Genomic DNA, 24,627 nt, shown 5'->3' with positions numbered 1-24,627 from the left:
AAGTTAAAGGGCTTGGAAGCCAAGGTCTGGGAAACTCTGTCCAAAAGGGATTTGGCCGCGGATTCTCCGAAGGCCTTTTCCAAAACCGCCTTGGCATAGTCCATTCCGCCGTCTGTCATCATCTTATGGGTAAGACAAAGACGATAGAACTGATCCAAGGTAGTCTCCACCATAGAGTTGGTGGTTTTTCCCATTTTCGCCACCTCAAAGGTTAACTCCTCGATATCATGCTCTCCCAAATACTTGTAGATCTGGGAGGCACGATCGGAGCCCAGGGACACCACCACAAGGGCAGCTTTTTGTTTTCCTGTAAGCTTTGGGACAAAGTCCTGATTTTCATCGATGGGGTTAGCTTGTTTTTCTTGTTGATCTGTGCTGTTTTCTGCCAAGGTTTTGCTCCTCTTCTCTCATCCAGCTTTGAATAAGCTTTGCCACTACCTGCGGGTTCTGATCCGTAAATTCGCCGATACTCTTCTTCAGCTTCATGCCGTGAGCCATCTTGCCCTCAGCAGTCAGCTCATCTTCATCAACTTCCTCTACCGGTGTAATTTCATCCGTAGGCTGCTCTATACTGAGTGCTGCTGCATTTTCCATTTCTTCCTGTGCCAACTTCTTCAGCTTCTTCTTCTTTCTTCCACGAAGAATCAAAATCAACAGAATCAAAATCAGTAAGAATGCGGATACCGCCGCTCCAATCAGTGCCCACAACGGGAACTGGTTCAGGAGAGTCTTAGGCTCTTCTGCCGGCTTCTTCTCCTCTGTAGTCTGTTGTACCGCGGTCTTATTCAGAGAACGAAGAATAGTAATCTTATCCGCCGCCTCATCCCGCTTGATTCCCGCAGCATCTGCCACCAGGTTAATCAAATCGCTTTCCGGAATACTGTTGTCATCCGTATTGATGACAATCGCCACGGAAGCATCCTCCAAAACACCGGGAGCAATTTCTTTTTGCTCCTTTAGCACATTGTAAAGCCACTCTCTGGTAGCACTGGAGTTGGAATAATTGTCCGTAGTCGTAGCCGTTCCGTTTTGGGTGGTGTATCTGGGGGTGTCCGCATTGGCATCCGCCCCGGCCACACCGGCAGCGTTTTCCCCGCTGTTTCCGGCATTTTCCCCGGCCACCTCTTCATTGCTCAGTAAGCCTCTTTTATCCGTGGCTTCTGTCTTCTCCGGTACGGTGTACTGGGTGTTCTCCTGAATCAGCTTCGCCATATTCAGGGTTCCTTTTACGGAAACCGCCAGGTTTTCTCCTCCGTAAATCTTTCCCAATACCCTTTTAATATTGTTGGCAATATTGTTCTCCACCGTGGTGGTCAGATTTGCCATGCTGGTACCGGAACCGCTGGCACTGTCTCCCGCATCTGCAGCCACCTCTTCCATGGTACCTGCATCAAAAACGGAAACATTGGTAAAGTTCATTCCCTTTACCGACCTTGCAATAAGGTTTTTAATAGCTTCCGCATTCTTTTCGGAAAGACTCTGTCCCTCCTCCATGGTCACCACCACGCTGGCACTGGCCTGTACCGGATTCTCATCCTCAATGGCATAGGTTTGATCCGTTCCCTCGGCAATGGTAACCTTGGCGTCCCGAACTCCATCAAAGAGGCGAATGGTCGCCCCCAAACGATCCTGTAAATCATACAGGGTATATTGTTTTTTATCGGACTCGGTGGTCATAAGACCGGAGTTTCCGATATACATGTCGTAAGCAAATCCCGACTTCGGGTAGCCCTTGGACAAAAGCTGTGCTCTTAAGGTATCCACAGACTCGGAGGGTACCTTTAAGGCTCCGGACTTTCCGTCATAGAGATAGGGGACATTCTGTTCCTGCAAAAGAGAAACAATCTGCTGGGCCTCTCCCTGACTTAAGGAAGAGAACAGAGTCTGATATTCGGTTTTCTGCCCTCTTGCCAAGAGGAAGACGGCAACGGCAATAACCACTACGGTAATTCCCGCAATGATGCCTAGTAATTTTTTTGATTTAGCAGACAGATTCTGCCACATTTCCTTGAGCTTTTGCACCTGCAAACTCTCCTATTCCTGATCCTTATAAATTGATCTTCATCAATTCATTATAGCCTTCCAACGCCTTATTTCTGAGTGATACCAATAAATCCAAACTGATTTGCGCCTTCGCCTCCGCAATGGGTAAGCTGTGGGCATCGGATAATTGTCCTGTAGCCAGGAGATACTGTTTGTTTTCCACATCCAGCTGGCTGGTCTTTACATTGTCAATGGCGGAACGAAACACGTCCTTAAAAAGTCTTGCACCTTCTGTTCCTCCTACCTGAGTTCCCTGGTCAATGCTCCCTACACTTCCAATCTTCCAAGATGATAAGGGACTGATGAAATCTGAAACGTTCATCTTTTTTCCTCCTAAATACAGTAAACGCGGATTCACTTCTTAGCTCTTCCCGAACACTTACGGGAAATCTTATTTTTTCCCAAAAGGAAAAATAAGCACAAGAACTGAATTTACGATTTTTTTAATATTAAATCCATGGTACTATAACAAACTGTTTCCGTAATGACAAGTCTCTGTTTTCCCCTTTTTTTCCTGAAAATCTTCGCATTTTCTTATGAAAAGGAAGGAAAAACTTAATTTATAAAAAAGCTGCTTGCCCTTTACATTTTTACTCATGAAAATAGACAAATTCTCCCCCAATAAAGCCGGGAAAATTTGTCTATTCTTTTTTTGCCATTCTTTTTTTCATATCTACTCCTTTCTTGTTAGAGCAAGGGAAAATAAGGCTTTTCCTCCTTTTCCCCTGTTCTTTCCGGTCGTTTAGCCAAAGGCTTTTCTTTTCCTTATTTTTCCAAAGCCTTAAAAACGCTCCTCTTCTTTTCCAAGAGGAGTTTGCCTGTATATTCTTATAACAATACCGCTATTATATAGAAGATATCTTTTTATTTCTACATAATTAACTATTTCTTTTAAACCTGAATACGGGAAATCATCTCCTTCAGAGAAGCTGCATTCTCATTCAAGTCCTGGCTGGAAGCGGAGCTTTCCTCGGAGGTGGCACTGTTTTGCTGTACCACCTTGGAAACCTCTTCCAAGCCCTTACTTACTTCAGAAATGGATTTTGCATCCGTTACCATGGAACCGGCAATTTCGCTTACCATTTCCTTACTCTTCTCAGAGCCGTCCATAACATCGCCCAGTGTCTTTGCGGCGTGATCCACGATATTTACACCCTTTTTCACCGCATTGATGGTGCTCTCAATCAAAACAGAGGTCTCTGCAGCCGCATCCGCGGACTTTCCTGCCAAGTTTCTAACCTCATCCGCTACCACGGCAAAGCCCTTACCGTAAACTCCGGCTCTTGCCGCCTCGATGGCTGCATTTAATGCCAGAATATTGGTCTGGAAAGCAATGTCATCAATGGCCTTGATGATACGCTCTACCTGATTGGACTTATCCTCGATTTCCTCCATAGCCAGAAGCATCTCGCCCATCTGCTGGTTTTCATCGGAAATCTTCTCGGAAACCTCTCCGAAATAGCTTTCTATATTGCCCGCCTTCTGTGCCTGGGCACTGATTCTTGTGGAAAGCGCATAAATGCTGGCACTTAACTCCTCCAAGGTGGAGGCCTGCTCTGTAGCCCCCTGAGAAAGGGCCACGGAACCGTTGGCAATCTGCTCGGAACCGGACTCTACATCCGCCGCCACCTGATTAATGGAGCCGAAAACATTCTTCAAGTTCTGGTTAATTTCCCTATAGGACTGTAAAATGCTGGCATAATCCGCCACATACATATTTTCATCCATGGACTGTACCGCAAAGTTTCCTTTGCTCATCTCGGATAATACCGCACAAATGTCGGTAATAATCTTCTTCAATTCCCCGGACAGGGCGGAGAAGTCGTCCACCATCTCTCCCAGCTCGTCGCTTCCGATATACTTCTTATTGAAAGCAATATTTAAATGACCGCTGCGCATTCTCTTAATTGCCTTGGAAACCGTACCGATTCTTCCGGTAATATCTCTTTGCAGCTTCAGGAAGGCAAAGACGTAAAGAAGAATTACGATGACAAAGACCACGCCCAAAAGCAAGCTTTCCTTAGACCGCATATCCTTGGCCTCCTGAATCTTCGCTTCAGAGTGCTCATCGGAAAGCTTTCCTACAGCGGAAAGTGCGGATACAAAGTTCTCGGAGGTAACCGCATTGAAGCCCTGTTGATAAAAAGCAATCGCTCCTGCCGTGTCCCCTTTATCCAGCATATCCAGAAGAGCATAACTGTCCTTCTCCAAAGCATCCATTGCAGTGGAAAGGTTTGCTAATAAGGTCTTATCCTCCAGTGTATTTTCCAGTTTGGAAAGCCTATCCCGCATATCCTTGAAACGACTGTCAAAATCCTCTCTCTGCTCCTTTACCGGATTGTTGCTAGGATCATACATGGCCAAAAGTAAACGTTTATTGATACTCTGAATATCCTTTCGCATACTCATCTGCGACTTCATGTTGTCATACTCAATCTGCACAAAATCGTTTACCATCATGTCACTCATCTTCAAAAATGAGAATTGTGCCAAGCCGATTAAGAGTGTGACCATAATCGTCATGAGAACCAGTGTAAAAATAAACTTACTACGCAACTTCATATCCTTATAAGACATACTTCTTCTCCCTTACTTCTCTTCCTTGTCTTTTTCTCTTTCTTCCAAAAGAGTTTTGTGAATCAATACGGCAATGCTATCCTTATAAATCTTTCGGATGCTCACCAAAATATTTCCCTTTTGCTCAAGCTCCGAGGGTTTCAGGCTGACCATCAAAACCATGGTGCCCCCTCCGGGATTCTTTGCCAGGAAAAAGTCTTCCTTAGCAAATTCACTTTCCTTAATCCTTTTGTTCTTTTGCAAAAAGCGGAAAAAACGTTTACTTTCTTCTTTGGAAAATACCTGCCCTGCAAATTCTTCCAAAATTTTTCCTTCCATAGAGAAGGAATAAGCCCCTTCTTTTTCATAGAGGATTTCCGCAGCGCCTCTGCCCGGGTCGGTCAAAAGCACAAGCTCATAGCCTCGGTACAAGTCCTTGACTCTTTCCATCATTTTCTTCTGCTTCAGCTTTAAGAAATTCCCCTGAAAAGCCTGCAAATTTACAAGGTAGGCATTTCTCCCCGGAATATGACTGATTTCTCTACCCCGAATGGCGAAAAAGGCATCGCCTCCCATGGTATCCAGTCCGGTATCCAGGCCCTTGGACAGGTCATCAAAAAAATGACGGATACTCCGATAAATCTCTTCTTCCCTGTTATTGAGAATCTCCTGGGCTACGCCGGAATTTAAACCTTCCATAATGGACAATTCCCTTTCAAAGGAGGGATTCACATAGAGAAACTCCACTCTATCCCCCATTCGCTCCACAATGGCCAGAGGAAAGCCTTCTTCCTCCCCGCCATCCTGTTCCTTTCCGCTATGAAAGGAGCTCGTTCCCATAAGATTTACATTGCCAAGATCATCGTTGTACCTTCTCTTCCAGGCCGCCTCAAAGGGAAATCCCTTTTCCCTACATTGCATAATGCTTTCCAGGTAGGGGGCGGGCTTTCCGATATAGTAGCCCTGCAGCTTCTCACAGCCGATTTCCCTTAAGAATTCCAGCTGTTCCTCCGTTTCCACACCCTCCGCCAGGGTGCGAATGCCGATCTTCTTTGCCATGTCCACGATGGAGCTGACAATCTTTTTGGATTTCTCATTGAATTCCCGAAGAAGCAGCATATCGATTTTCAACAGATCAAAATCGAAATCCTTTAAAATATTCAAGGAGCTGTAGCCGGAGCCGAAATCATCCATCCAAACCTTATAGCCCGCCTCATGGAAGCGCTTAATCTGGCTGCTGATAAGCAGCTGACTTTTATTTAAAACCGACTCGGTAATTTCTAGCGTCAACATCTCTCTGGGAACCTGATACTTTGTCATCCGTTCTTCCAGTTCCCGGAAAACGTCACAAAGCTCGAAGTCCATTCGAGAAAGATTCAAGGAAACGGGCACCAAACTGCCCCCCTCTTCCTTGGTTTTCTGATAATCCTGACAGATTTTCTCCAGCACATACAGGTCCAGCCTATGGATTAAATGATATTCTTCCAAGACCGGAATAAACTCCGCCGGGGAGAGGAAGCCGTAATGGGGATCCGCCCAGCGCACTAAGGCCTCGAAACCGCAGATTTCCTTGGTCAAAGCCCGTACCAGCGGTTGGTAATAGACCTTGATATAGCCCTCTGCCATAGCCTCTTCAATATGATCCACAATATATCTTTGTTTGGTCAGAAGCTGTCCCAGCTCCTCATCATAATAGCGAGAAAAAATTTCCCGTTCTTTTTTTATACTGTCACAGGCGATTTTTGCCTTATCACAAAGCGCACTGATGCTCTTTTGTTCCCGAACAAAGCAGATTCCGGCTTTAAAATCCAAAGCCATGGGAAGATCCAGCTTCTGTATAGCGGCTCTCACCTTGGATATCGCCTCATAATGTCCGGAACTTGGGGTTAATAAAACATACTGATCCGCATACATTCTGGTAATCAGGGCATAAGGAAAATATTTTTTCAAAATCTTAGCCATAGCCAGAATCAAAGCATCTCCCGCCTCGAAGCCGAAGCGCTCATTGTATAACTTAAAATCTATAATATTGAAGTAAATCGCACATTGCCCTACTTCCATATACCGCTTAGCCAAGTCCCGAAAGGCCTGGTTTTTTACGGTCTTACTTAAAGGATCCTTGAAAATACTGCCTAAGCTGTCCTTTTCCTTCATCCATCCCGGAAGAAGTTCTTGTTCTGTATTCAATTTGACTCCTTCCCACGCAACAGAGCATCCTTGCTCATCCATCGAAACTGTTTCCTGCTGTCCTTCCAAGCTGTTTCCCTGAAGGAAGCAGTTTAAACCTTTGCTTTACCTCTATCGTCAAAAAAAAGAGGAGATATAATCCCCTCTTTTCTCTCTTTTTGCATTTTACTTAAATGTTAATTATTTTCTACAAAAATATTTTTTATAGTACTGAAACACATAACAATTTAGCTAAGCTTTCCGCCCTCTACCACAATACTGTCCGGATCGGTATCGGAACCGAAAACAGGCTCCAGGGTTTCCTGATAATCCTTATGGAAGAACTGCTCCTTTCCAAGGGTTTCAATTTCCTCATTCAGGAAGTTCAGAAGACTCTCATTACCCTTAGCCACTGCAGCGGCAATGGTATCATAGTCTCCCAAGGTCTCAATGCCTACAGTAAAGCCCGGATTGGACTTAGCCCAAGCAATTACCTCGGTGTTGTCGGTGGAGAAAGCGTCTCCTCTTCCGTCCAGAAGTGCATTGTAAGCATCCGCATAGGCATCATACTTCTGCAGCTTAACTTCCGGATGATTTGCCTCAAAATAAGTCTCCGCAGTGGTTCCCTTGGCAATAATCAGCGTCTTTCCCTTTAACTCATCTACAGATTTAATCACCGCATTGTCCGGAGAAACCACACCGAGAGCCACCTTCATATAAGGAAGAGCAAAATCCACCTTCTCCGCTCTTTCCTTGGTTACGGTAAAGTTCGCCAGAGTAATATCCACCTTGCCGGTAGAAACATACTCTACACGAGAAGCGGGATCCAGAGAAGTGAATTCCACCTTTACCCCTAAATCATCCGCAATTCTGTGGGCATAGTACACATCATAGCCCTGGTTTACGCCCTTCTCATCTACATAACCGAAGGGAGCCTTATCCGTAAACACACCGATACGAATCACACCGGATTTCTTAATTTCATCTACAGTTCTAAAGCTGGACTTTCCATCGGTTTCAGCTGTCTTCGCTTCCGCCTTTTCTCCTGCCTGCTCTGTCGCCTTTTGGGAGCCCTGCTCCGCAGCTGCAGTAGTCTGTCCCTCTTCCGCCTTCTTTCCGCCTCCGCAGGCTGCCAGGGAAAGGGCTGCTAAAATCGCCACTCCGCTAAAAATCACATTTTTCTTCATATTTTCTCCTCTCTCCGGGTCTCCGGAATAAACATTTATCTTCCAACATGTCTATGAGACACGTAAGAAAAATTTTGTAAAAACTGCTGTGCCCTCTCCGTATCAGGCTTTTGGAAAAAGTTCTCCGGGGTATTTTCTTCTACAATCTTTCCCCCCTCCAGGAACAGCACTCTATCCGCCACCGCCTTGGCAAAGCCCATTTCATGAGTCACAATCAGCATGGTCAGGCCCTGCTCCGACAGCTCCATCACCACATCCAAAACCTCTCGAACCATTTCCGGGTCCAAGGCCGCAGTGACCTCATCAAAAAGCATCAGCTTCGGATGCATCATCAGAGAACGAATAATCGCCACTCTCTGCTTCTGGCCTCCGGAAAGCATGGAAGGATAGGCATTTTCCTTATCGGAAAGATGAACCCTGGCCAAAAGCTCCCGGGCTTCCTGCACAGCCTCCTCCCTCTTTCTGCCCTGCACCTTCATAGGCGCCAGAAGGAGATTTTCCATGATATTCATGTGGGGAAAGAGGTCATAGCTTTGGAAAACCATGCCCAGATTCTGCCGCTCTTTCCGAGCCTCCTCACTTTTTCCCACAATATTTTTTCCTTCCAGAAGGATTTCTCCCCCTTGGATATGCTCCAGCCCCATAATGGTGCGAAGCAGGGTGGACTTACCGCAGCCGGAGGGTCCCAGAAGCACCACCACCTCTCCCTTTTTCACCGATAAAGAAATATCCTTTAACACGGGGCTGTCATCCTCATAGCTTTTTTCCAGATGTTTTATCTCTAAAAGCTGTTCTTGTACGATTTCTTCCATAGTTTCCTTTCTATAATCCTATACCTTAAGCTTCTTTTCCAGATACTTTCCCAGCTGAGAAATGGGGAAGCACACGATAAAGTAGAGGAAAAAAATCACCGCATAAATCACAATGGAGGCCTTCGGATATTGGAAACGATTGGCATCGATAATCTGTTGCCCTGTTTTCAGCACCTCCACCACGCCAATCAACACAATCAAAGAAGTGGTTTTAATCATTCTGGTAATCAGGTTAATGCTTAAAGGAATCAAGCGTCTTACCGTTTGGGGAATAATGATATAACGGTAAATCTGCCAAGAACTTAAACCAAGACTCCTGCCGCTTTCCTTCTGGTGTCTGGGAATACTGCCGATGGCTGCTCGAACCAGGTCTCCCATTTCCGCCGTACCCCAGAGGGTAAAGACCAGAATTCCGGAGGCTTCTCCGGAAAGATGAAAGCCCGCAATCCTTGCCGTTCCGAAGTAGACCAAAAACAGTAAAACCAGCGGCGGCATAATCCGGATAAAGGCCAGATAAAGCTGGCTGATTCCCCGACTTATGGGATCCTTTCTTCTCATGAAAAGCCCGAAAAGAATCCCCAGGGGAAGAGAAAGCAAAACCGCAATCAGGCTGACTCGAAGGGTAACAAAGAGCCCCCACAAAAGACGTTGAAAATTATTCCCCGCAAAAAGAATGGTATATACCGGAGGCTTCTCTGCATTTGCCGAGAGCAAAATATTAAACATAAGCAATGCGCATCCTCCTTTCCAAAACATTTCCCAAAATACTGAGGGGCAGAAGCATGATGAGATAAGAAATTACCAGCATCAACAGGGCTTCCTCCGTCTTATAATACAGGCCGATCAAGTCCTTGCTGACGAACATCAGATCCGCAAGGGCAATTCCGCTGAATACCGAGGTTTCCTTAATCAGGAAAATCATATTTGCCACGATAGCCGGAATGGAAACCGATAAGGCTTGAGGGAAAATGATGTAACGCATAATCTGTCCTTTAGACAGCCCCAAGCTTTGGGCAGATTCTTTTTGAATCTTTTGTACAGTGGAAAGTCCTGAACGGAAGGCCTCCGTCATATAGGCTCCCCCCAGAAAGCTTAAGCCGATAACCCCGCAAAGCTCCGAACTGAAACGTATTCCCAGCTTGGGCAAGCCGAAATAAAGAAAAAACAGTTGCACCAAAAGGGGCGTATTTCTGCTAAGCTCCACATAAATCTGCACTACTCTCCGCCAAAGCGGAACCTTATAGTACAAAATCAAGCTGGCAGCAAAACCGATCAGTAAGGAAAACAAAATCCCCAGAAAGGCAATGCCCAGGGTCAGCTTTCCCGCCTCCACATACATCGGTATGTACTGTTTGATAAATGCAATATCCAAAACTCTCTCCCCCTTAGAACTCATTCCTTTTCTTAAAAATGAAAGTCCCCTTCTATTTTAAGAAAGTCAATGCCGTAAAAATCCATTGTTTTAGAAACAAAAAAGCGAGCTGCCGAAACAGCTCGCTGAAATATATCCACAAAAATACCCTCAGAATCAGCTGGCACGGCAAAAAGCCCTATGACTATGCATACGGCAACAGCAACAGCAGCAATTCATCCTATTGATTTCTGTTCTGTTTCTTCTCATCTTGCCAACGATCCTTTCCCAAAAAATCCTTCATCAGACTGAATTGTTTGCTATGCTAACAGCTTTTTTTCTCCCTGTCAAGTATTTCATAGCATTTTACTGGGGATTTAAATTGGAAGAAAAAAGAGAATATTTTTTCGTAAGCGCCTCCCACTCTCCATTTTCCTTCATCTTTTTCAGCCCCCGAACAAAGGCACGAAGCAGCTCCTTATTCTGCCCCATTCCCACCATCAGGCCGTAATGCTGCTCCTCTTTTAGGGAAAATATTTCTATATTCTGTCCTGCTCTGCTATTTTTCTCTTTCTGCACATCAAATTCGCTGATGCCCAAAAGATCCGGAGGAAGATAGTCTTCCGTTCTTCCCGTCTCATCGATTTTGGGAATTTCTTCCTTCATGGCCTCCAATACCGGAAGATCCTCCGCAATAAAATCCCCCTTTCCTTCCAGCCATTCCCGGATAAGATCTTGGTTTTCCTGCACCACCAGCAGAGAAAAACCTTCCTTTTGTCGGATGCTTTCCAGAAAAACCGCCGTACCGCTTCCCTCCTTGACCAGGATGCTCTTCCCCTGTAAAGAAGTCATTTGCTCCGATTCCGAAGACTGATCCTCAGATTCCGAAGACTGCTTCTCCGATGCCGAAGGATGTTCCTCGGATTCCGAAGACCTGCCCATGGGCACAGATGACTGCTCCTTCGTTTCCGAAAAATCCTCTCCATATAAAAGTCCAAGGGTAGAACTTCCATAGGCTTCCGAAAAGCTCAGCTGCTTTTCTTCCCGAATTTCAATCCCTCCCATAGCCCCTACAATGGTGCCGGTCACCACGGCAGACTGTAAGGCCGAAGGATTCATGGGAACAAATTTCACGGTAAAGCCCTCCAGCCTGGCAATGGCTTCTATCAACTCCACATCAAAGCCGGCGGGATTTTTCTCCTCATCAAGGTAAGAAAAGGGCGCATTGTCCCGGTCAATCCCCAAACGGATTTCCCTGCCCTGAATCTTTCCGGTACTCTTCTTTCCACAGGAACTTAAGACGATGGCAAAAAATAGGACAAACAAAAAAAGAGGCAGAACAGTAAGCTTGCCGAAAAAAGCAGCCCTCTTATGCATCTTTCCCCTGATCCTTTCTCATTTCCCGGTCCATGATTTGAAGCATCCGAAGTACACTCTTAAAGGGGAAGCAGGCTTCCTCCTCCACACGAAAAATATCACCCTGCCAGGTAGCATTTTGCCGATATTTGGTATGAATAAAGAAGGTACTCACCTTCCCTCTTTTCTGAATAATGGGGAACTTTTCCAAAGTTCCCGCCTCATCCGGAAGACGTTTCTTCCCCTTACGATTGGGATAGCTATACTTCTCTCTTTTCCGAAAGCTCCGGTCTCTGGTGGAGGTTTGGGGATAGTCCCACTCATCGTACTGAAACTCCATTTTCTTGATTAAATCCAGTACACCAAAAAAGGGAGTACTTTCCTCTTTATATTGATGAATAATTTCTCCCTCAAGCTGACCATCCTGATACTTATGTACCAGAATACCTAATAAGTCTATGGCATAAAGCCTTTCCAATTGATTTTCCATAGTCTCCTTCACCGCTGTCCTATTGCCTGATTCGCAACAATCTCTGACAACTAAGCTTTTCAACTTATCTGATTGCCTTCCCGGCTTTCTTATTCCTCTTCTTCCTCATCCGGGAAATCTTCCTCGGTAAGAGCCTTGTCCATCAGCTTCAGCATCTCCAGAGCGCTCCGAAAATACTGGCTCTTATTCTTTTCTGCCCAGGTAACCTTTCCTTGCCAAGTCTCATTCTCCGTGTATTTTACCTGTACGATAAATGTTCCGTTTCGAATTTCCTTGCTATCCATGCGCTATCCCCTTTATGAAGTATTGCCGGTACTGCTACGGTGTACTGTATTCTATCATAAAAAAAGCAAGCTTTGCAATTCCTTTCATTTTTTTGATAAAAAGAAAATTTTTATAACGAAAAAGAGCTGCCGATGATTTTTCGGTAGCTCTTTCCCTTACATACTCTTTCAATTTTTTCAAATTTTTCAATTTCGTTTTCAGTTCTTTTATACTTCTTCTTTAGATACCGAATTCCTGTGCCCAGTAAACTTCGCCATTTACTTCTACAGTGTAGATAGCTCCGGACTTGAACTCCGGCTTAAGGATGTTTGCTCTGTGTGCCGGAGAATTCATCCAAGCTACTACAACTTCATCAGCGCCATCGAAATACTGTGCTAAGTTCTCTCCGTAAAGAACGCTTGGGTCAGCTGTGTACCATGCAGATCCATCAGGTCTTGTGTGAGAAAAGCTTCTAACGATTTCTGTAGCTCTTACCTTAGCTGCGTTTTCGATCTGGAAGTTCCAAGTAAGTGGCTGAAGGCCGTTTGCAACTCTGATTTCGTTAACTTTAGTAAAAGCGGCTTTAGCATCGCCCTTTGCAGCGAATGCAGTCATAGCGAAAAATGCGGTAAATAATGCTGTAAGTACAACAAGTTTGATAACTAACTTTTTCATGTGATAACTCCTTCATAAAGAGGGAGTCAGGAAGCAGAATCAGTTCACCCTGGTCAGGGGATTCTTGATTGCAGCTGGCTGACATTTTACAGTCCCTATAGCTTTGCGTCGCCGGATTTCCCCGGGTTTGCCGATGTCCTACCGTATCTTACGGTGACACCATATGATGAAAAGAAAAAATCCATACTTTCTTTTCGAGTAATAAAAAAACCGACATCTAGAATTCCCTTTCTAGTTGCCAGCTAACCGTAATCTTCGATGAAATGAGTTTGTTTACTTGTTGAGTAACATCTTCATACTGGAAGATCGCAACTGGCTGCCATATTACAGGCCCTATAGCTTTGCGTCACCGGGTTTCCCCGATTTTGCTCAAACAGATCCGGTCAGAATCTGCTGGTAAGTCGAGATCCTCTTACTCGTCCCCTGCGCAAGAGTTCCAAATGACTTACAATTTGGATTATAGCATATTCCTTTGCTATGTCAACAATTTTCTTAAAAGTTTTTCTGAATTTGTTATCACTTTTATTTATATAAGTTCTGAGAGTGCATTCATAATTTATACTGGGCGATAAACAAAATCTTTATTTTATTTAAGAGATACTTGTTTTCTAGTGGAATTTCTATCTCTGTTTAATGTATCGCCTCGTTTATTAATTTGTATAAGCATTTTTCAAACTATTTTTTAAAAATAATTATATCTGTGATTTTACGCTTTTAATATTTAATTTTTCACCAGAAATAAAAGCTGCTTCTGACCTTGATTCTTAAGGCTTTAGAGTAATTTCCATCAAATACTTTTGCTCCATCCATACGATAGCGTGTTGAGCAATGCTTTCCATAAGTATTCAGCCCAAAAGGCAAAAAAACAGCCCTGCTCTGTGGCATTTCCCATTCTTCAGCTTACGAAAGCTTAAAATGGAAAAACACAGGCAAGACTGTTTCTTCTTTCTTGTCTATATTTACTTTTCTATTATCCGTTCTGATATACCTCTTCCAGAGCCGCCTGCACAATAAAGCGCTGGTTTCCTCCGGAAGGCCCTGAACAGGTGGACAGGGTGATGATATCCGGCCGCTGGGAAAAGTCGATACTGTCCTTGGGATAATTTCTATAAGAAGAAAGTCTCTGAACCAGACTCAAATACTGATCATAGCCCTTGTCCCCTTCGAAGTCATTGTAAATAGGACTTTCCACCGTCGTTAAATAATAGCTAAAGATACGATAGCGGGTAATCCCCTCCGGTCTACAAAGAAAGACGTAAGGATTGCTGTTTGCCAGCTGATCATCCCGAAGGAAATATTTCAGCTTTCCGAACATGGTTCCATTCTTCATGTTGTGACCGAAAATGAAGGTGTTCTTATGATCGTAGCTTCCCTTGGCATTGGCATCCAGGAAAATAGAACCGGCAAAGTTCGCCTTTCCCTCAAAGGTTCTATGCAGATACTCTTCATTGTCCTTACTCTTCACCACCGGATAGGTGATGGAAAGGGCAGGCACATGCAAAACCGCGGTAAAATCAGCATTTACCCCGGAGAGCGCTCCGTAGTCAATCTGAAAATGAGGATGGAGCAAATCTACAGGCTCCTCTTCCGGCTCATCATCAAATTCTTCCTCACCGGCCTTCTCTTTCTTCGGAGCCTCCTTCTTCGGCTCCTCGGAAATCACAATATGATCCTGCAGGGATGCGTATTCGTCCTCCGCCGCCCGATATTCCAGAAAATCCCGGAGGAACAGGCCGCCAAAGACAATCATGGAAATAAACAGCACCGTGGGAATCAAATAATGAATAAAGCTTTGCTTCTTTTTCCTCTTTGATTTTGGCTTGTCCGCTACTTCAGTATTCGTATCCAATACTTTCGTTTCTTCCGGATGATTGTCCGAAAGCTTTTGATCCAGATTTTTATCTTCCATTAGTACTCTCTTTCCGGCCTTCTGCCACTAAATGAACCCTTTCCCTTAAGGCAAAAGGCTTGCTTTAGCTTAGCATAGAATTCCGAGCATATTTTGTCACTTCTTCCTTACTATATTTCGGCCGGAATGAAAATACAATAAAATCCTTCGCGTTGATTTAGCCTTTCATGTCCCAAATCACACTCTCTATTGGATTCCCGGACTCCAACATCAGATCAAATTTCTCCTTATCTTCAAATGCGGAATCGGACAAAAGAATGGTATTGGCGCCTTCCTCTGCATCCTCAGGCACAATGTAATACACATCCTTCTTCTCTAAAAACTCCTTCTCGGAGTTTACTCTTTCATAGAGGGTTTTCTCTACCACCACAGACTTTAAACGCGTTGTCCACCAGGGCTTTTCCGGCATTCCTTTTCCGGGAACATAGGTAACTCGGAAAGCGTGTAAATCCGCTTCTTCATTCAAAGCTGCATAAGTAGGTCCTAAAAGAATTCCCTTATTCAACACTTCCGGCTCACCCTTTTCTGCCGTAAAAGGTACTTCCACATCGTCTTTTACCTCTATTGTAATATCATGGAAAGGCTGAATCCCCCCTGCCTGGATAGAGATGTCATAAGTTTTACTTTTCTTAAATAGACTCTTGGGAAGAGTCAGAATCTGCTTTTCCCGATCCAAGGAGTAGCTAGGCTCGTTCTCTCTATGAGACTCGGGTAAAACCGGCTGAAAACCGACGGAAACAAAGGCGATGCTGTCCATAATATCCTTGGATACATACAGCTTCACATCCTGATTCACCTTGGCTTCTCCCACCAGCTTAATAACATTCTTTTCCTCAGGTTGTTCCGGTGTGGGATTCTCTTCCGGCTTTCCGCTTTCTCCTGTGCCGGGCTTCTCTTCAGTATTGCCGTTGTCTCCGGTGCCGGGTTTTTCTTCGGTATTGCCGTTGTCTCCGGTTCCTGGCTTCTCTTCAGTATTGCCATTATCTCCGGTGCCGGGCTTCTCCTCAGGCTTTCCATCCTCTTCCTTCGGTAGATTGGAGGAAGAAGCGGTATTTCCGGTATTGCCACCGGAGGTGCTTCCGCTTGTGGAGTTGCCGGTACTACTGCTTGAGCCGCTTCCGCTTGTGGATCCGCCGGAAGAGCTGCTTGAGCCTCCTCTGCTTACAGAACCGCCGGAAGAGCTACCGCCGGAACGACTCACACCGGCTACCTGACCTGCATTTCCGGAAGGAATACTACGGCTGACACCGGCTACCTGCTGATCGGACACCGCTGCAGATAATCCCTTCCCGCTGATATAAACAGGCTCTCCTCCTGCACCGTTTAACCAACGACCATTGGCATCCACATAGTAGCCATCCTTGGTTCTTCCCCCGGTGAACAGAACACCGTAATCTGCCTGATCCGCCTCTTCAAAATAATAGCAATAGCCATCAATCCACTGCCAGCCCGTAACAACATGCCCGAAGCTTGCATTATTTTCCGTACTGAGAAAATAAGTCTTTCCCTGCAGGTTCAGCCAGCCCGTTTCCATCAAATCCTCTACAGGACTTTGATAATACCAGTCATTCTTATACACCAGCCAGCCCTTTTCCGGCGCACCATACTCTCTGACAAATTGCCATTTCTCGCCCTGCTTCCGCCAGGTTCCCGGAGTATCCACTCTGTCGGTCTTGGCAAAAGCTGCCATGGGTGTTGCCATGCTTAGTAAAGCTGTTCCTAAGACAAGCATCTTCCCGATTCTTCCCATCTTGTTTTTGTCCGGCTTCTTCATAATCATTCTCCTCTTCAAAAAAATAGAGCTTTTTTCCAGTTCACATACTACTGTAGTTTCGTTTTCTTGAAAAGGAATTTTTCTTAAGTTTATAGAATTTTTGCAAAAAATTAGAGTTTTTCGTATAGTTTCTATTCGAAAGTAAAATAACTTAAACTTTTCCCGTGACTCAAACAAGCATTAAAAACAGGAATCGCCCAATTAGGCATTTTAACTACGGAAAAGAAATGCTATACTGAATGCCCGAAACGGCTAAAGCACGTTCAGCATTTTCCCGGAAAGCCGTATTCGCTATAGACTTCATAAAACGATTCTGTTGTATAGATAAATCCGGTGCGTAGAAGAATCATCTATTTCTTCCGCACACAAGGATTTAAAAAGGGGATGAAAATGAGAGAAAAGGTAATGGAGGGCGTTCGTGCCCATATTCAGGAATTATCCGGTTTTGACAAGATAGAGCTTTTAGAAATCGAGCCGGGACACTGCCTCTACAGCATTGAGGCTACAGAGAAAATGTTGAATCATTATGGCGCCGTTCATGGCGGTGCCCTTTACACCCTCTGTGATATTGCCTCCGGCATGGCCGCCTATGCCTACGGAGTAAAAAATGTCACCCTCTCCGGCAACATTAATTACGTTCGCCCGGCAGGCGCCACGAAGCTCTTTGTGGAATGTAATGCTCTGCACAAGGGAAAAACCACGGTAGTGCAGGATGTGACGGTTAAAGACGAGGAAGATAAGCTTTTCTGTACCGCCAGAATGACCATGTATATCATCGGAGAGGTGGAGAAATAAAAAAGGGTGCTTCTTTTAAGGCCGCAATCAGTTGTTGTTCACAGGGGCCTTCTACATAATAGATGCACTTATTGTTCATCTTCCCACCCCATTTCCAACTCGTCCAAAAGGGAATCCTGCGGAAGCGAGGCAAACACATCATTCTCGACCGCACAGCGTAAAGAGTCTGTATTTCGTTTCAGTACATCCGATGCAGAAACAGCAGAAACCTGATATACACCTTCCTCCAGATGCTTACGCAAAAACACATAACTATGTTTCGGCAGGTTCAAATCCAGCATATCTGTATTATGCGTTGTAAAAATCAACTGTTCATCGTCTCCGATACGCTCCAACATAATACCGAAAATCCGTTTTTCAATATCGCTCTGAATATAAGAAAAATGTTCATCACAATAATAGAAACTGCTTTCTTTTGTCGCCATTGCAGCAAGGAACATTGCGACATCTATTCCTTCTGCTGTACCACTGGACAGTATCTCCCGATTCAGCAGTTTACCTTCCTGAATGATGATTTCCGTTCCACCGCGCCGAATAATAAAAGTATCCTTCAAATCTTTTGATAAACTAACGTCCTGCAATGTAGGATCAAGAGTTCCAATAACAGCACGCAGTGTCTTCAACAAACTGCTTTTATTTGCACCTGTAAGTTTCAAAGATTTTTCTATTTCAGAATATGCAAAACGATATCGAACAGCACCTACCAGCTTCTTAAGTGCTGTAGCGGTTCTGCTTGCCTCTATTGTTTGATCTTTCAGCTTCTTTACACATTTTTCATACGAATCCATCGTATCAATGTCTGCGGTCTGATACTGAATGTCAATTTCCTGATTAAAAGCATCAATCTGAGCTGACAACCGCTGCAGGCGGTAATCACCATTAACAAAATCAATACTAAAGTATCCCTTATCGCCTGAAACCATCTCATACAGCGGTGTTGGATTTCCATCAGTCATATATCCGAAAATACGAAGCAAAGCCTTTCCAAGGCTGGTCTTTCCTGTAGCATTTGCACCCATAAGAATTACAGCCTTTTTATAGCGAAACCGCTCTCTTCCTTTCACATATTCCTGATCGATAATCGAATTGACAATCTTTTTGGGATAACTAAAATTGATATGAAAATCATTGAATCCATAAATTCCCTTTAGCTCAAAGTCTAATACGATCATGTCAAAGTCTCCTTTTCATTATTTCGCTTTATCCGAACTAATGATATCCTATTTAAAAGAGCATTTCAAGGACAATTGTCCAACTATCTAAGCAATATTTACATCTATGCTGTATATTATTCTCCATACTGTTAGTTCTAACTTCTTACGTGCTCTGTATCGTCTGATTCAGAGCAAAAAACACCCCGTTGGTTTCCCAACGAGGCATATGATGCTTGCAGATTGACAAATTGCTTGCTTTTACACTCATTTACCAGTAATCTTTCACCATTCTGTTCCTTCGGTAAACAAAACACCGTAATCTGCCTAATCCACCTCTTCAAAACAATAGAGATGGCTTTCTGCCATCTCTAAAAATTTTTTGCATGCTCGCTAAAGTTTCTTAGGTACTGCTGCAGTTTTCCTGCAAACAAAGTTTACTCATCCACGCAAAGAACCTTCCGCTACTACAAAAGATCAAAGCCAGCATAAACAAGAAAAGGCTTAGTGAAATCATACTGCCTGCTGTACCACCCTGGGCAAGAGTATTTCCCAGCGCTCCAAGCATTTTTCCGGTAAATGCAAAGTTGGAAGAAATAGGATGGAAAGTCTTCAAGATGAGCTCATGATTCCGAAGATGAAAGCGCAGGGCCATGAAGAAGAAAGTATATCCTGCAAAGCCTCCCAGAAAAATCCAAGCAAAAATTCGTCCAAAATAGAGGAAAAGAAAGGATTCCTTAGGCTGACGTCTTTCATAGAACAGCCCTCGTATTTTCTTTGTATTTTCTATCCCCTTCCAAAAACCGATAAGCCCTAAAAAGAAAAGACCGAGAGCCAGTAAGGAATATTCAAAAAATAAATCCATAAGAACCTCCTTTCTACTGCTCCGAAAGGTCAAAGGGCAAGATCGGAAGCGCGCAGCTCAGTCCAAAGGCGAGACACTGCATGGTGCCATGGATTACCTGGGTAGACTCCTCCACGCCGGTTTTACACCAAAGCGCAAAATGCTCACAATTTTTGAAGATGAGGTTATACTCTTCCTCTCCCACCCTTTCTCTAGCTCTTCTCACCGTCTCTTCCGGAGAAAAAATCCGGTACTCCTTGGTATTGGCAAAGGGAAGTCTATCTCCGGAATATAGCTTCTCGGAACGATAAATCTTTATCGGCAGCTTTTCCTGAAAATGCAAATAAAAACACTCGCCTCCATCCTTCATAAACTCTGAAAAACTAGCCTCATGAATACAAATCGGCCCTAAGAAATCGCTGCCTTCTCCGGCATAGTGAATCACTCTTTCATTTCCAATATAAATCCCATAATGCTCATAGCCCGGTCTATGCACACCTATCACATCTCCTGCTTCCAGAAAATGTCCCTTGGCAAGCCTTTCCAGCCTTGCTTCCATAGCCTCCTTACTGCCAATAGCTTGCTGCACAGAACTACTGTCCACAATTCTGTATCGATTGGACAAACGGTCTTTCTGCAAGGAAAAGCCTTGAAGCTCTTTAGCATTTTCCCAGTCTCCCTTTTCGCTAATGATTCTGGGAAGCTGACCTATTCCCTCCCCAATCTGCTCCCCTATATCCTTTAATTCTCGGCCCAAATCCTCCAGAGAATCTTCTATCCCTGCAGAAAGTTCTTCCTTGGCACAGTCGATTTCCTCCAGAAAATTTCCCGAAATCGTTTCCAGCTCATCCTCCCAATTCTCTTCCATATAGGATAATCCCTCTCCTATCGTATCTCCAAAATCCGATAGATTCTCGCAAAACTCCTCCATCGCAGATTGCAGCCCATCCAAAAGTTCCTCTACAGGATTCAGGCAATCTTCCAAATCTCCAAACAATCGCTTTTCCATACGCATTCTCCTTATAAACATTCTCCTTGTAAAACTTCTTTGATTATCGGTCCGGAAGTACCACCTATCCCTGATAGACAATTCCTTCCGAACCTAAAAGCGAGGTATAAATCTACTCTTCCTGGGGAAGATAAGATGATTTTAGCTTTTAAGGAGGACAAATACTGTCATTCTACATTTTCTTTCTAAGATTTTTTATCAAGTGTAAAGGGGAATAAAAGGGGCTAATAGGATTTAAAGAGACTAAAAGATATAAAGGCGTTCAAAGGAAAATTCTTTAAAGCCAACAGGATTTTGCAAAAAAAAAGAACCATCACCCAATGTTTTAAATTTACTAAAACAATTGGATGATGGCTCAATCTTTACTTTTTCTTTCCCCCAAATAGAGAATTCTCTCCCTTTCCAAAGGGATCCTGAAGCTTTAAGGAAATATCCGCCTTTCCTCCCAGAACGGGATGGCCGCAATGAGGACAATTAAACTTTCCCACATCGGGGTTAAAGCTAAACTTCTTATGACAATGGGGACAAATCCTATAGTCCGGTAATAGGGACATTGTTAATTCCTCCTTTGAAAATATTATGCTTTCCAATGATATAAAAAACCACTTCTGATAGAATGCTATCCTTGATAGAGCCTTAGCATCTCTTCAATACTCTCTTTCAATTCCAAGCGAAGGCTTTCCGGGCTTAGCAGCTCTACCTTCTTTCCCTGACTTAAGAGCCACATCAAAATTCCCTTTCCGTAAACCTCTGCCTTGATAATGAAATAGTCCAATCCCTGCTCCACAATGGTTGCAGTAGGTAATCGATCCGTGATAGGCTCCGGATTTTCTCCGTAAAATTTGATGAGCACTCGTTGCAAATCTCCACCATACATAAACTGTACTCGTTTACGGAATTCTCCCTCTTCAAAACGCTCACTGCCCCGCTCAAAGAAGCTTTCTTTACATTTCTTATACTTTTCAATCCTATCCAGACGGAAAATAGCAGGGAAGTCATATTTTCGCAGATAACGCCCTTCTTCATTCTTTTCCATAATAAAGGCATTTAAGTAGAAATAATATTCCGAAAATAAAATGGATACCGGCGCTACTACTCTTTTAATTCTATCCCTCTTGCTACTTCCCTTGCAGTAGTCAATTGACAGTAAATTCTTTTCATGAATAGCCAAGCCGATTTCCCATAGCTTATCCTGAAGACTTTCCTTCTGTATTCCCACATAATGATAACGCTCATTTCCAATAAGCTCCTGTACAAGCTTCATACTTTCAGTAGGAACACAAGAATCCACCATTTTCTGTAAAATCTCATTAACTTCCTTCTCCGGAAATGCACGAGATTCCAAAATAATCTTAGACACTGCAAGGATTTGGCTGTTGCTCATCTTAGAGGACTTATTTCGATTCATCCTAAAGCATTTTTCTGCCTTGCTATAAAGAATCTTGCATTCATCTTCCTTACCGTCCGCCAATACTTCCGATAGGAAAATGCGGATTTCATCAATATCCCTTTGAATAGAGCGTTCGTCCACATGGTACTTCCGGGCCAGCGCAGCCTTATTCACCGGATGCCCCTTGGTAAACTCATCGTATAACTCTAAAATACGCAGGGTTTTGGAGGTTTTATCGCCGAGATAATTATAATCATCTTGGGTAGAGGCTTTATGGGGTAAGGTTTTTTCAGTTGTTGAGGGTTTTGGGTTCATGGGGGTCACCGAGGGCTTTCAAATTTTCTTATTGTAATAACTTTGCTATAGTCTCTTACTTTATCTGTTCCATAACGCTATTGAGCAACAATAGTTTTAGCGAAGATTCCATCATTTCCAATTTACTTTCTAATTCTTGTGTATGTTGCTCTACTTTTTCATGACTTACAGTCTGCGCTTCAGAAACTATATCTTTTAGCTCTTCTTTCGTTTCATCTAGTCTTCTAGTAAACATAGAAGAAACTTCTCTTTGTTCTTGAAGGGTATCATTCTTCACAGCGTGAATTTCATTCATTATTAATTGTAGTTTCGAGGATACTTCGGCTAGTTCTGTTCTCGATAAAGAATTTAAATCTTCATCCACTCTATTGAGTAATTCCTTGATTCTGTCTATGTCAGATTTAATATTGCTCTGGAACTCATTTATAGATTTTTTGCTTTGCGTGCTCTCCTCTATAAGACTATTACGGATAATATCGCGGGATTGTGTTACTTCCTCAATTAACTTAGCAGTACTTTCACTATGTTCCTTTAAAATATCAGTTTTCATAAGTTTTATCTCATCATTTGAACTTTGCAAGCTTGACTGTAAAGTCACCAAAACTTTTTCAATCGAAGTATTCACTTCGTCACGAATGTTATTTAAATCTTTCAGCATACAACTTAATTCTGTTGACATGCCATCCTCTACTTCCTTGATAGCTTGAGATAAAACTGTACTGTTTTTTTCTACTTGCTCTTCTATTACTTCTAAACGGTTGTCCAGCTTATGAAGATTTAACATAATTTCCTCAATTTTATGAGTATTCTGTTCAAGCTGCTCTTGGATAATATCCACTTTACCATCTATAGCTGTCAACTTCTTTCTATTAAAGAAAAACACTGATTATCCTCCTAACTGGTCTAAAAGTATTTCTGATAACTCATATTGATACATATATTTTATTTGAGTCTCCGCCATCTTAGACTCGTCTTGCTCTTTAATCTTTAATATTTCAGTATATGCCTTTTGTGCTTCTTCCATACTTCTATTCACCTCATTAAGCCTAATTTCAATCTCTGTTCTAATTATCTTCTCTTGCTTTTTAACTGTAGACTCTATTTTCCGACTTAGCTTCTCTGTCACTTGACGCTCTAATTTTTTACAAAAATCGTCAAAACTCTTATTTCTTTTTTTGTCGTTTCGTTCTTTTAAGATGACAGATAATTCTGAATCCGTAAGAACCAATTTTCCATCCACTTCATTTCCAATAAAACCTACCACATCATTCTTTAAATACTCATATTGTCGTTTAATATTTTCAATATTGATATTTAATGTTTTACCGCCAAATTCCTGATGATTAACATTTTCCAGACCTTTTATCAGCTGTTCTAAGGACTGATTAATATATTTAAGAATTTTTTCTTCTTGCTTCTCAGAACGCTTTCTAACCTTCTCCTTCATTTCCGCTAATTCATCAGCAATCTTTTTAGTATGCGACTCATTTTCAGATGGCCCGGGATGATAGCCTGAACTTCCTCCAAAAAGGTCACCAAAAACACCTCCAATAAAATCTCCAGCTGCGCTTACTCCGTCAAGAACTCCTTCAGCGACATTACAGATAAAATCTCCAACAAACCCCATAATAGCTACTTATATCCTCCTTAATTTAGCTTGCATTCTTAATTCTTTCTTATGCTCCTGCGCAAAAATTCCTGAAACATGTTGATTTTGAGGAATATTTTTTGTCACAAGTGATTTTGCATATATAACAGCATTTTCCCCAATACAAACATGATTTGCAATTACAACATGGCCATATATTATGACATTATTTTGAATTTTCACATTAGAAGCTATTCCGGTCTGAGAAACCACTTTACAATCACATCCTATTTCTACATCGTGACCAATATCAATTAAATTTCCTATTTTGCTTCGAACCCCAATAATTGTATCTGAAAATGTTCCCCTCTGAATAATCGTATTATTCCCTATTGAAACTCCATCCTTGATAATAACTCTTCCTAATCCTTCAAACTCTTGCAAACCTTGATCATAGTAATGGTAAAAACTATCCGCTCCAATAATAGTTCCACTCCCCACTTTGATATTATTGCCTAAAATAGTACCTGCTCCAATATAAGCATTTGACGAAATATAACAGTCATTCCCTATAACAGTGTTCGCTTCTATACATACATTGGGACCTATAACTGTCCCCTTGCCAATCTTAACATTTCCAGCAGCAAAAAAATGTCCCTGTCGTTTATATTGCTTTTGTTCTTTATATGGATTTTTTTCTTTTAATAACTTCCCAAGTTTTACAGATGCTAAATCAATAGAATCACAAGTAAACAATATCGTTTTATTTGTATTTACTACAGTAGGAGATAGCAGAACGCATTTAGCCTTTGTTTGCTCAATACAGTTTAAATCCCTTATAATCGCAATATCATTTTCATTTGCGTGGTCAAAACAGCGAATAGAACAAACATCCAAGTCTTCTCCAAAAAACTCATATCCACATAGCTTCGTAAGTTCACTTATTTTCATG

At 42.9% G+C, this 24,627-nt stretch carries 23 protein-coding genes, 1 pseudogene and 2 riboswitches; of the genes and pseudogenes, 1 reads left to right on the top strand and 23 read right to left on the bottom strand.

Annotation, left to right across the window (positions count from 1 at the left end; all coding sequences use genetic code 11):
- From RDQ32_RS03745 to RDQ32_RS03675, 15 genes and pseudogenes are all read right to left on the bottom strand, one after another.
- Positions 1-344: pseudogene (locus RDQ32_RS03745) on the bottom strand (flagellar motor switch protein FliG); the annotation flags it as partial.
- A gap of 4 nt (positions 345-348) precedes the next feature.
- Positions 349-2,022, bottom strand: coding sequence for a flagellar basal-body MS-ring/collar protein FliF (gene fliF, locus RDQ32_RS03740; RefSeq protein ID WP_308579175.1), 1,674 nt, complete (start codon positions 2,020-2,022; stop codon positions 349-351).
- Positions 2,023-2,047: 25 nt separating this feature from the next.
- Entirely contained in the window at positions 2,048-2,365 is a 318-nt protein-coding gene (gene fliE, locus RDQ32_RS03735; protein ID WP_007156882.1) for a flagellar hook-basal body complex protein FliE, read from the bottom strand.
- Positions 2,366-2,934: 569 nt separating this feature from the next.
- The gene (locus RDQ32_RS03730; RefSeq protein WP_308579174.1) at positions 2,935-4,620 is read right to left on the bottom strand and encodes a methyl-accepting chemotaxis protein; all 1,686 of its coding nucleotides are present in this window, start codon (positions 4,618-4,620) and stop codon (positions 2,935-2,937) included.
- Positions 4,621-4,632: 12 nt separating this feature from the next.
- Entirely contained in the window at positions 4,633-6,786 is a 2,154-nt protein-coding gene (locus RDQ32_RS03725) for a GGDEF domain-containing phosphodiesterase (protein ID WP_050768759.1), read from the bottom strand.
- 227 nt (positions 6,787-7,013) lie between these two features.
- Positions 7,014-7,952 (bottom strand): cysteine ABC transporter substrate-binding protein, encoded by a 939-nt coding sequence (locus RDQ32_RS03720; protein ID WP_308579173.1) that lies wholly within the window; start codon positions 7,950-7,952, stop codon positions 7,014-7,016.
- Between the two features lie 35 nt (positions 7,953-7,987).
- Entirely contained in the window at positions 7,988-8,764 is a 777-nt protein-coding gene (locus tag RDQ32_RS03715; protein ID WP_308579172.1) for an amino acid ABC transporter ATP-binding protein, read from the bottom strand.
- 18 nt (positions 8,765-8,782) lie between these two features.
- Positions 8,783-9,490, bottom strand: a complete 708-nt coding sequence (locus RDQ32_RS03710) for an amino acid ABC transporter permease (RefSeq protein ID WP_308579171.1) — start codon at positions 9,488-9,490, stop codon at positions 8,783-8,785.
- Entirely contained in the window at positions 9,483-10,136 is a 654-nt protein-coding gene (locus tag RDQ32_RS03705; RefSeq protein ID WP_308579176.1) for an amino acid ABC transporter permease, read from the bottom strand. Before RDQ32_RS03705 ends, RDQ32_RS03710 begins: the two co-directional genes overlap by 8 nt.
- Positions 10,137-10,481: 345 nt before the next feature.
- Entirely contained in the window at positions 10,482-11,492 is a 1,011-nt protein-coding gene (locus RDQ32_RS03700; protein WP_308579170.1) for a transporter substrate-binding domain-containing protein, read from the bottom strand.
- On the bottom strand, positions 11,485-11,961 hold the full coding sequence (locus tag RDQ32_RS03695) for a hypothetical protein (protein ID WP_007156893.1): 477 nt from the start codon (positions 11,959-11,961) through the stop codon (positions 11,485-11,487). Before RDQ32_RS03695 ends, RDQ32_RS03700 begins: the two co-directional genes overlap by 8 nt.
- An 89-nt stretch (positions 11,962-12,050) precedes the next feature.
- Complete coding sequence (locus RDQ32_RS03690; protein ID WP_007156894.1) at positions 12,051-12,245, bottom strand: hypothetical protein; 195 nt, start codon at positions 12,243-12,245, stop codon at positions 12,051-12,053.
- Positions 12,246-12,465: 220 nt separating this feature from the next.
- The gene (locus tag RDQ32_RS03685; RefSeq protein ID WP_007156896.1) at positions 12,466-12,900 is read right to left on the bottom strand and encodes a CAP domain-containing protein; all 435 of its coding nucleotides are present in this window, start codon (positions 12,898-12,900) and stop codon (positions 12,466-12,468) included.
- A 66-nt stretch (positions 12,901-12,966) separates the two neighbouring features.
- A riboswitch (cyclic di-GMP riboswitch) is annotated at positions 12,967-13,042 on the bottom strand.
- 162 nt (positions 13,043-13,204) lie between these two features.
- Positions 13,205-13,280, bottom strand: a riboswitch (cyclic di-GMP riboswitch).
- 590 nt (positions 13,281-13,870) lie between these two features.
- The gene (locus RDQ32_RS03680; protein WP_308579169.1) at positions 13,871-14,809 is read right to left on the bottom strand and encodes a class B sortase; all 939 of its coding nucleotides are present in this window, start codon (positions 14,807-14,809) and stop codon (positions 13,871-13,873) included.
- Positions 14,810-14,966: 157 nt separating this feature from the next.
- Positions 14,967-16,583, bottom strand: coding sequence for a hypothetical protein (locus RDQ32_RS03675; RefSeq protein WP_308579168.1), 1,617 nt, complete (start codon positions 16,581-16,583; stop codon positions 14,967-14,969).
- Between the two features lie 390 nt (positions 16,584-16,973).
- Between RDQ32_RS03675 and RDQ32_RS03670 the strand changes: the two genes are divergently transcribed.
- Entirely contained in the window at positions 16,974-17,378 is a 405-nt protein-coding gene (locus RDQ32_RS03670; protein WP_308579167.1) for a PaaI family thioesterase, read from the top strand.
- 68 nt (positions 17,379-17,446) lie between these two features.
- On the opposite strand, the gene RDQ32_RS03665 is transcribed toward RDQ32_RS03670, so the two are convergent.
- From RDQ32_RS03665 to RDQ32_RS03630, 8 genes are all read right to left on the bottom strand, one after another.
- Entirely contained in the window at positions 17,447-18,550 is a 1,104-nt protein-coding gene (locus RDQ32_RS03665; RefSeq protein WP_308579166.1) for a DNA repair protein Rad50, read from the bottom strand.
- Positions 18,551-18,932: 382 nt separating this feature from the next.
- Positions 18,933-19,394 (bottom strand): hypothetical protein, encoded by a 462-nt coding sequence (locus RDQ32_RS03660; protein ID WP_308579165.1) that lies wholly within the window; start codon positions 19,392-19,394, stop codon positions 18,933-18,935.
- A 13-nt stretch (positions 19,395-19,407) separates the two neighbouring features.
- Positions 19,408-20,382 (bottom strand): lecithin retinol acyltransferase family protein, encoded by a 975-nt coding sequence (locus RDQ32_RS03655; RefSeq protein WP_308579164.1) that lies wholly within the window; start codon positions 20,380-20,382, stop codon positions 19,408-19,410.
- Positions 20,383-20,744: 362 nt separating this feature from the next.
- Positions 20,745-20,936, bottom strand: a complete 192-nt coding sequence (locus RDQ32_RS03650; RefSeq protein WP_308579163.1) for a hypothetical protein — start codon at positions 20,934-20,936, stop codon at positions 20,745-20,747.
- Between the two features lie 65 nt (positions 20,937-21,001).
- A complete protein-coding gene (locus RDQ32_RS03645; RefSeq protein WP_308579162.1) occupies positions 21,002-22,087 on the bottom strand; it encodes a WYL domain-containing protein in 1,086 nt (361 codons plus the stop codon).
- A gap of 55 nt (positions 22,088-22,142) precedes the next feature.
- Positions 22,143-22,970, bottom strand: coding sequence for a hypothetical protein (locus tag RDQ32_RS03640; protein ID WP_308579161.1), 828 nt, complete (start codon positions 22,968-22,970; stop codon positions 22,143-22,145).
- Positions 22,971-22,973: 3 nt separating this feature from the next.
- Complete coding sequence (locus RDQ32_RS03635; protein WP_308579160.1) at positions 22,974-23,714, bottom strand: hypothetical protein; 741 nt, start codon at positions 23,712-23,714, stop codon at positions 22,974-22,976.
- A gap of 9 nt (positions 23,715-23,723) precedes the next feature.
- Positions 23,724-24,626 carry a hypothetical protein gene (locus RDQ32_RS03630; RefSeq protein WP_308579159.1) on the bottom strand — a complete coding sequence of 301 codons (903 nt, stop codon included), beginning with the start codon at positions 24,624-24,626 and terminating at the stop codon, positions 23,724-23,726.
- Position 24,627 lies beyond the last annotated feature (1 nt).

Source organism: uncultured Oribacterium sp. (genome assembly GCF_902481605.1).
Classification (GTDB): domain Bacteria; phylum Bacillota; class Clostridia; order Lachnospirales; family Lachnospiraceae; genus Oribacterium; species Oribacterium sinus.
Note: the sequence above shows the minus strand (reverse complement) of the source record. Positions and strands in the feature narration are given on the sequence as shown.

Bases quoted from the DNA above. Each gene is read 5' to 3' on its own strand.
- fliE (WP_007156882.1), bottom strand. From the start codon at position 2,365: ATGAACGTTTCAGATTTCATCAGTCCCTTATCATCTTGGAAGATTGGA.
- RDQ32_RS03730 (WP_308579174.1), bottom strand. From the start codon at position 4,620: ATGTCTTATAAGGATATGAAGTTGCGTAGTAAGTTTATTTTTACACTG.
- RDQ32_RS03720 (WP_308579173.1), bottom strand. From the start codon at position 7,952: ATGAAGAAAAATGTGATTTTTAGCGGAGTGGCGATTTTAGCAGCCCTT.
- RDQ32_RS03715 (WP_308579172.1), bottom strand. From the start codon at position 8,764: ATGGAAGAAATCGTACAAGAACAGCTTTTAGAGATAAAACATCTGGAA.
- RDQ32_RS03710 (WP_308579171.1), bottom strand. From the start codon at position 9,490: ATGTTTAATATTTTGCTCTCGGCAAATGCAGAGAAGCCTCCGGTATAT.
- RDQ32_RS03700 (WP_308579170.1), bottom strand. From the start codon at position 11,492: ATGCATAAGAGGGCTGCTTTTTTCGGCAAGCTTACTGTTCTGCCTCTT.
- RDQ32_RS03695 (WP_007156893.1), bottom strand. From the start codon at position 11,961: ATGGAAAATCAATTGGAAAGGCTTTATGCCATAGACTTATTAGGTATT.
- RDQ32_RS03690 (WP_007156894.1), bottom strand. From the start codon at position 12,245: ATGGATAGCAAGGAAATTCGAAACGGAACATTTATCGTACAGGTAAAA.
- RDQ32_RS03685 (WP_007156896.1), bottom strand. From the start codon at position 12,900: ATGAAAAAGTTAGTTATCAAACTTGTTGTACTTACAGCATTATTTACC.
- RDQ32_RS03680 (WP_308579169.1), bottom strand. From the start codon at position 14,809: ATGGAAGATAAAAATCTGGATCAAAAGCTTTCGGACAATCATCCGGAA.
- RDQ32_RS03675 (WP_308579168.1), bottom strand. From the start codon at position 16,583: ATGAAGAAGCCGGACAAAAACAAGATGGGAAGAATCGGGAAGATGCTT.
- RDQ32_RS03670 (WP_308579167.1), top strand. From the start codon at position 16,974: ATGAGAGAAAAGGTAATGGAGGGCGTTCGTGCCCATATTCAGGAATTA.
- RDQ32_RS03665 (WP_308579166.1), bottom strand. From the start codon at position 18,550: ATGATCGTATTAGACTTTGAGCTAAAGGGAATTTATGGATTCAATGAT.
- RDQ32_RS03660 (WP_308579165.1), bottom strand. From the start codon at position 19,394: ATGGATTTATTTTTTGAATATTCCTTACTGGCTCTCGGTCTTTTCTTT.
- RDQ32_RS03655 (WP_308579164.1), bottom strand. From the start codon at position 20,382: ATGGAAAAGCGATTGTTTGGAGATTTGGAAGATTGCCTGAATCCTGTA.
- RDQ32_RS03650 (WP_308579163.1), bottom strand. From the start codon at position 20,936: ATGTCCCTATTACCGGACTATAGGATTTGTCCCCATTGTCATAAGAAG.
- RDQ32_RS03645 (WP_308579162.1), bottom strand. From the start codon at position 22,087: ATGAACCCAAAACCCTCAACAACTGAAAAAACCTTACCCCATAAAGCC.
- RDQ32_RS03635 (WP_308579160.1), bottom strand. From the start codon at position 23,714: ATGGGGTTTGTTGGAGATTTTATCTGTAATGTCGCTGAAGGAGTTCTT.
- RDQ32_RS03630 (WP_308579159.1), bottom strand. From the start codon at position 24,626: ATGAAAATAAGTGAACTTACGAAGCTATGTGGATATGAGTTTTTTGGA.